This window comes from Thermanaerothrix sp., from assembly GCA_026417795.1.
Lineage (GTDB): Bacteria > Synergistota > Synergistia > Synergistales > Synergistaceae > Thermanaerovibrio.
Genome location: JAOACP010000005.1, coordinates 83,463 through 89,971, shown reverse-complemented (window position 1 = coordinate 89,971; position 6,509 = coordinate 83,463). Strand labels below are relative to the sequence as shown.

Annotated in this window: 7 protein-coding genes and 1 tRNA gene; all 8 read left to right on the top strand. The window is 53.3% G+C overall.

What is annotated here, in order from left to right:
* Positions 1 to 204: 204 nt before the first annotated feature.
* The 8 genes from N2315_01930 (at position 205) to purB (ending at position 6,444) form a co-directional block, all read left to right on the top strand.
* Positions 205 to 300 (top strand) — tRNA-Sec (locus N2315_01930).
* An 86-nt stretch (positions 301 to 386) separates the two neighbouring features.
* On the top strand, positions 387 to 1,004 hold the full coding sequence (gene tmk, locus N2315_01925) for a dTMP kinase (protein MCX7827945.1): 618 nt from the start codon (positions 387 to 389) through the stop codon (positions 1,002 to 1,004).
* Complete coding sequence (locus N2315_01920; protein MCX7827944.1) at positions 1,001 to 1,438, top strand: DUF327 family protein; 438 nt, start codon at positions 1,001 to 1,003, stop codon at positions 1,436 to 1,438. The genes tmk and N2315_01920 overlap by 4 nt, the downstream gene beginning before the upstream one ends.
* Before the next feature lie 32 nt (positions 1,439 to 1,470).
* Positions 1,471 to 2,130, top strand: a complete 660-nt coding sequence (locus tag N2315_01915; GenBank protein MCX7827943.1) for a hypothetical protein — start codon at positions 1,471 to 1,473, stop codon at positions 2,128 to 2,130.
* Positions 2,123 to 3,397 (top strand): hypothetical protein, encoded by a 1,275-nt coding sequence (locus N2315_01910; protein MCX7827942.1) that lies wholly within the window; start codon positions 2,123 to 2,125, stop codon positions 3,395 to 3,397. The genes N2315_01915 and N2315_01910 overlap by 8 nt, the downstream gene beginning before the upstream one ends.
* Entirely contained in the window at positions 3,394 to 4,323 is a 930-nt protein-coding gene (ftsY, locus tag N2315_01905) for a signal recognition particle-docking protein FtsY (GenBank protein MCX7827941.1), read from the top strand. The genes N2315_01910 and ftsY overlap by 4 nt, the downstream gene beginning before the upstream one ends.
* Positions 4,320 to 5,072, top strand: coding sequence for a hypothetical protein (locus N2315_01900; GenBank protein ID MCX7827940.1), 753 nt, complete (start codon positions 4,320 to 4,322; stop codon positions 5,070 to 5,072). Before ftsY ends, N2315_01900 begins: the two co-directional genes overlap by 4 nt.
* 73 nt (positions 5,073 to 5,145) lie before the next feature.
* The gene (gene purB / locus N2315_01895; GenBank protein MCX7827939.1) at positions 5,146 to 6,444 is read left to right on the top strand and encodes an adenylosuccinate lyase; all 1,299 of its coding nucleotides are present in this window, start codon (positions 5,146 to 5,148) and stop codon (positions 6,442 to 6,444) included.
* The last annotated feature ends 65 nt before the right edge of the window (positions 6,445 to 6,509 follow it).

Below are 6,509 nucleotides of genomic sequence, written 5' to 3'. Positions count from 1 at the left end.
CCGCTTCTGCCTTCACGATCTCCATCCGCGTTTTCATGGACAACCTCACCTCGTTTCTCCCCTTCGGGCTTCGCCCTATAGGGGATCATATTTCGTTTGGATTCTTAGGTGAGGCAACGTTCCCTTTTCGTTTAGATTTTACGTGAGGCAATTCGTGCCCTTGAAAGAGGGACGAAAAACTAGTAGGATTTACTGGTTCTCAGTGGAGGTGAGTCGTAGCTGGTGCTGCGCCCAGGCTTCAAACCTGGTGGGGGTCGGTGGACCGGTCCCGGTGGGTTCGATTCCCACGCGCCTCCGCCAGAGTCTGGAAAGCCCCTTCCCTTCCGAGGAGGGGCTTATTTTTTAGGATGTTTCGCTTAAAATCACGGGAGGCAGGGGGATTTTTGATGTCCTTGGGCTTCTTTCTGACGATAGAGGGCATAGATGGATCCGGAAAGAGCACCCAGGCAGGCAAAGTGGTATCCTGGATTAGGCAGGAGCTTGGCAGGCCGGTGGTTTGGACCAGAGAACCGGGTGGTTGGGGAGACGGTGCCATAAGGGACATGTTGATTCGTGGAAATTGGGCTAATCCTTACACTGAGATGCTCCTCTTCTTTGCGGATCGTTGTGAACACTGTTCCAGGGTGATCACTCCGGCCATTTTGGATGGGGCTGTGGTGGTTTGTGAGCGTTACCAGGACTCCACCGTTGCCTATCAGTCCTTTGGGATGGGGCTTCCTGAGAGCTTGGTGGTGGATGTTTTTTCTTCCCTGAAGCTTCCGCTTCCGACTGGCACTCTTTGGCTTGACATATCTCCCGAGGATGCCATGGCCAGGCTTTCTTCCAGGGGAGGCGGTGATAGGATAGAGGCGAGGGGATTGGAATTCTTCAGAAGGGTGCGGGAAGGATACCGTGCCATAGCTGTCAGGGAACCGGAGAGATTCGTTAGAATACCTGCTTCCGGAGACCCCGAAGAGGTCTTTCAGCGGCTGAAAGAAGAGTTGGTGAGGATGCTTTGTTCATGAAGGTGGATGGCCGGGGAAAGAGGAGTTCCGGCAACCAGGGGGTTTTCCTTGGGGGTAGGGGTACTGGGCAGTCCAAGGCTGGGGATAGGGTTGAAGGGGCCAGCTTTTTGGATGCCATGGAAGAGGTAGAGCGGTCAAGGTTGATAGAGGAGATTCGTTCTTTGGGGGATAGCCTTTCAAAACATCCATCCACCTCGGCCCTTCAGCGGTATAGGCAGTTAATAGGCCTGGCCATAGCGATGGTTCGTAGCACCATGGCCCTCAAACGTGATTATAAGTGGAGGAGGTCCGAGAGGACCCTCTATGTGCTTATAGAGAGGACCGAAAACGCCCTTTCCGAGCTGGAGGCGGTGATAGCAGGAGAAGGGGATCGCTCAAGAGTCTTGGATCTGGTGGAGGAGATAAAAGGTTGCTTGATATCGATTCTTTCCTGATTTCCAACCCTCGATGGGATGACTTTATTCGGATGGCCCGCTCTGGCCGCTGCCAGAGCCTGTGTTTTGTGATTCCCGAGGCATTTCAGGAGGCCTTGGGCGTCAAAGTGGCGAGGGCTCTTTGGGGGGAAGATGGGATGGGCATGGATGATCTCATAGCCCTTGGGGCCCCCGGCACTCCTCCTGGCATAGAGATTTGTAAACCACTGGCAATGGAGTTGTCCCTTTCCCCCGTTGGAAGGCCCTTTAGGATTGGGTTGGTCTTTTCCGCCGACAAGCTCTCTGCTGCGGCGGCTAACAGTCTTTTGAAGGTTACGGAGGAACCACCTGGAGGATCCAAGGTGGTTTTCCTTTTGGAGAGGGATAACCTTTTACCAACCTTGAGGAGCCGGGTTAGCATGTTCAACCTGCTCCCCCCGGAGATGCACGAGCCGTCATCGTATCCATCCGATTCTGAGGCATGGGCGAGGATCATGAGGGCCTGCGGGAGCGGCGGCAAGACCCAGTGGGATTTGCCAAGGCTTAGGAATGAGATCCAGGGGTGGGTAACACAAATGGTCGTGGATGGTATGCTAGAAAATGCTGACCGGGCTTCTCGCTTGGTTGAGATCCTTTCGAATCATCCCATGTCCACCTCTATGGGGGCGGATATGGCGTTCTTAACCCTTGAGGAGGGATTGGACTTTGCCTAAATATCTTGTGGTGCTTGGTAAGCCCAGGTACCTTGGAATATTTTCATTGGATGACCCAGCGATTTCGTTGTCGAAGGGAGACAGGGTGATGGTTTCCTCCCCCAGGGGGGAAGAAACCGCGGTGGTGCTCGGTACGATATCGGAGGAGAAGGAAGAGGAGCTCAGGTCCATGAGATCTAACCAGGATATGGGGGATGGGGTTAGATCGGAGCCACTGGTTATGGACCTTGAGTTTGTTTCCCCTTTGGGGGAAGAGGAACTTAATGAGATAGATCGGTTGTCCATGGAAAACGATGGGGCTCTTAAGTCCGCCAGGGCCATTCTGGAATCCCATCAGCTTCCGATGAAGATCATCGATGCGGAGTATCTGCCTAACAGGAAAAAGCTCTTCTTTTACTTTACATCCGAGCAGCGGGTGGACTTCCGGGCATTGGTGAAAGACCTGGCGAAGGAGTTTAGGACCCGGATAGAGCTTCGCCAAGTGGGAGTTAGGGACGAGGCCAAGATAATAAGGGGCCTTGCTCCCTGTGGCAGGCCATGCTGCTGTAGTTACTGGCTTCATCAGTTTGCTCCTATATGTATAAAGATGGTTAAGGAGCAGAACCTGGCGCTTAACCCCACTAAAATATCTGGTCTATGTGGTAGGCTCATGTGTTGCATGAGCTACGAGCACAAGACCTACAGGGAGCTGTGGGAGGAGCTGCCGAACCCGGGTTCTAAGATAAAAACCCCTGCGGGTAATTACGTGGTGTTGGGGGTGGATCTTGGAAGTTCGTCCGTCCGATGTTCTGTCCCCGGTGGCGGGGAGATAATGGTTCCGGTGCGGTTTTTCGAGCAGTTTAAGGATGCGGTTACCAAGGGGGAGGCTTGGGAAGCCCCGGATTTGCCGGAGGAATCACATTGCGATGCCTGTATGAAATCCAATGCGGGTCATTTTGAGACGCCAGAACTTGAGCTTTCGGTGGATGCCGTTGAGAGTTTAGATGCCATTGCTGAGTCCGATGGGCTGGCGGAGAAGGAAGAAGTGGTTCCTAAGCGGCGGCGCAGGCGTAGGAAGCCGAAGAATGGCAAGGATAAGGATAGGGCTGCTGCCGAGGGTAGGCCATCTACTGCTGATGCTGGATCACCTAGCTTGGCTCCCGATGGGGTTGCCTTGCCTTCCGCGGAGACCCTTGACAGGAGCAAAACCGCTTCCAAACGCAGAAAGTGGAAGGGCAGGAGGAGTAAGAACAGGCCAGAGAGGGAGAAGGAGGGGGAATCCAATTGATAGGTTTTCTCAAGAAGGTATTTGATAAAGTAAAGGACGTAAAGGCCCGTTGGGAGTATGGGCTTTGGAACATCTTCTCCGATGAACCGGTAACCGACCATTTTTTTGAGCGCCTTGAGGAACATCTCATAGCTGGGGACGTGGGGGTTGGGCTTTCCGAGGCCCTGGTGAAAGACCTTAAGGAGTTTGCGCTTTCCTCCAGGATATCAAGGGCTTCTGACCTTAAGGCCCATTTCGCAAAGATGCTTAAGGACATGTTAAGCCAGGCACAAGGAAGCGGTTTCGCCCTTGGTTTCAAGGGGCCTGTGGGACTTGTTTTGCTTATAGGGGTCAACGGAAGTGGAAAGACCACCACCGCTGCAAAGCTGGCACGGTTGCTCAAGAGCGAAGGACGTAACGTGGTATTGGCAGCGGCGGATACCTTTAGGGCTGCCGCCATAGATCAGCTTAAGGTGTGGGGTAAGCGTGCGGGAGTAAGGGTAATCGCCCAAGAGCCCGGTGGGGACTCCGCGGCAGTGGTGTATGATGCCATACAGTCGGTTAAAACTGCAGGCGGAGTGGTGATAGCCGACACCGCTGGAAGGCTCCACACTAAGCATAACCTGATGGAGGAGCTTGCTAAGATATACAGGGTGGCTCTTAAGGACCTGTCCGCCGACGATATATACCCGCTTTTGGTGGTGGATGCAATAACGGGTCAGAATGCCTTAGCCCAAGCCAAGGCTTTTAACGGGGCCATGCCCCTTAAGGGGTTGATACTTACCAAGTTTGATCACACCGCAAAGGGCGGAACCGTTTTGGCCATGACGTCGGAGCTTAAGGTGCCGGTTTTGTACGTGGGGGTTGGAGAGGGAATGGAGGATCTGGAGCCCTTCTCCTGTGACTCTTTCGTTGAGGACTTGCTTGGGGGCGGTGCAGAGGCATGACGCTGCGGGAGGCCTTGCGGGAGATATTTAGATCCGGGGCCGATTATCTGGGTCACCGCAGCCCCGGTGGTGTTGTTTTAATACACAAGGACGAGCTCATACCATTCGTTGAGGCAGACGATTCCGTTGAAGTAGAAACGGTGATGGTAAAGTTTGAATACCGCAGGTCTCCATCGGTTGATTCATCCCTTGATGGTAAGATCTTTTTTCTAGAGGAAGAAGCCGCAACTTATCACATGGTTGCCGAGGCAACTGGGGTGCCCCATTGGTGGGATGTGCCGGTACCTCTTTTTTCGACTCGGTTGGGAAGGTTGAATCCTGCGGGGGTTAGTGAGTATGGTTCTTTAGAAGGCCTTGTGGAGGCCATAGATGGGGCGGTATCTTCGGGGGAGGACGTGGTGTCCCTTTGGCATGATGGTTCTGAAAGGGTTTTCATGATCCACCCCCTAGGTGAGGGTATTTATAGGCTGGAAGACATTTCATCGGACAGCGCTTCCGCCAGAGAGATATGCAAATGGGCTGCGGTGGGACGGTCTATTGTGGACCGTTTTAGGGATAACGGCTTGGACGTAAGGGTTTTTGATCCTCAGGATGTGGTGCCTCAAGGTGGAGAGGTGGTGCCTTGCATGTGGGAAAAGGATCTGATGGGGTATCTTTTTATCCCCATGCCCAATGAGGAAGGGGTCGGTAAACCAAGATCTCCCCGCAGCTCCAAGGCAAAGCGCTCCAAGGGGGCTGTGGAAGCCTAGTTTGGCTGGGTTGTTCAATCCATGCCTTTGGGAAGATGTTTTTTATTATCCGGCGAGCATTGGGGGGATTTTTTTGATACATCGGTATGAGACGGAGGAGATGCGCGGCATATGGTCCGATGAGAATCGGTTCAATGCATGGCTTGAGGTGGAGATCGCTGCCTGTAGGGCTTGGGCGGAAGAAGGCGTTATCCCTGGGGAGCACATGGAGGCCATAGAGTCCAGGGCAGGGTTTGACGTCGATAGGATAAGGCAGATAGAGGAGGTCACCCAGCACGATGTCATAGCCTTTGTGAGCGCGGTGGCGGAACGGGTTGGGGAGAGCGGACGCTATATACATCTTGGACTTACCAGTAGCGATGTGGTTGATACCGCCTCGTCGCTTTTGCTTTATAGGTCTTCCAAGGTGATACTGCAGGAGATGGAGGAATTACTGAAGATCTTGGGGGATCTGGCGGTTTCACATAAGTTCACCCCCTGCGCCGGCAGAACCCATGGAGTTCATGCGGAGCCCATGACCTTTGGGCTTAAACTTTTAAACCACTACGCTCAGATTAAAAGGGACTTTTCTAGAATAAAGTCCGCTTCGGAGGAGATCCGGGTTGGGAAGATATCCGGAGCGGTTGGGACCTATGCTAACTGTCCTCCCCACATAGAGGCGAAGGTGTGTGAGTCCCTTGGACTTAGGCGGGACGAAGTATCGAACCAGATAATACAAAGGGACAGGCACTGTTCGCTGCTTTGCTCTTTAGCCATAATGGGTGGATCCCTGGAGAGGCTTGCCCTGGAGATCCGGCACCTTCAGAGGACCGAGGTGCTGGAGGCTTTGGAACCCTTTGGGAAGGGGCAGAAGGGATCAAGCGCCATGCCGCATAAGAAAAACCCCATATTGTGTGAGCGGATATGCGGTATGGCCAGGTTGCTTCGATCCTATGCCTTGACATCCATGGAGAACATAGCCCTTTGGCACGAGCGAGACATAAGCCATTCTTCAACGGAGAGGGTCATATGGCCCGACGCTTTCCACGTGTCCCATTTCATGATACGTTCCGCGAAGAAGGTCCTTTCAGGTCTTACCGTTGACCAGGATAGGATGAGGCAAAACATGGATATGACTGGAGGGCTCCTATTCAGCGGGAGGGTTCTGCTCTTCCTCGTGGAGCGCCTTGGAATGTCCAGAGAGGAAGCCTACTCTGTGGTTCAGGATAACGCCATGAGGTGTTGGAATACCGGAGAGAGGCTGTTGGACCTACTCGCTGCGGACGGCAGACTTAAGGCCGTACCCAAGGAGGAGCTGGAATCCCTTTTTGACGTGGGCTTTTTTACCAGGCACGTGGAAGAAGTTTTCTCCAGGTTCCCGGAGCTCAACTGAATGGATTCATCTGCGGTTTAGGTTTTAGGACCTAAGGGTTTGGTTATTATTAAATATTAAAAATG

Bases quoted from the DNA above. Each gene is read 5' to 3' on its own strand.
- tmk (MCX7827945.1), top strand. From the start codon at position 387: ATGTCCTTGGGCTTCTTTCTGACGATAGAGGGCATAGATGGATCCGGA.
- N2315_01920 (MCX7827944.1), top strand. From the start codon at position 1,001: ATGAAGGTGGATGGCCGGGGAAAGAGGAGTTCCGGCAACCAGGGGGTT.
- N2315_01915 (MCX7827943.1), top strand. From the start codon at position 1,471: ATGGCCCGCTCTGGCCGCTGCCAGAGCCTGTGTTTTGTGATTCCCGAG.
- N2315_01900 (MCX7827940.1), top strand. From the start codon at position 4,320: ATGACGCTGCGGGAGGCCTTGCGGGAGATATTTAGATCCGGGGCCGAT.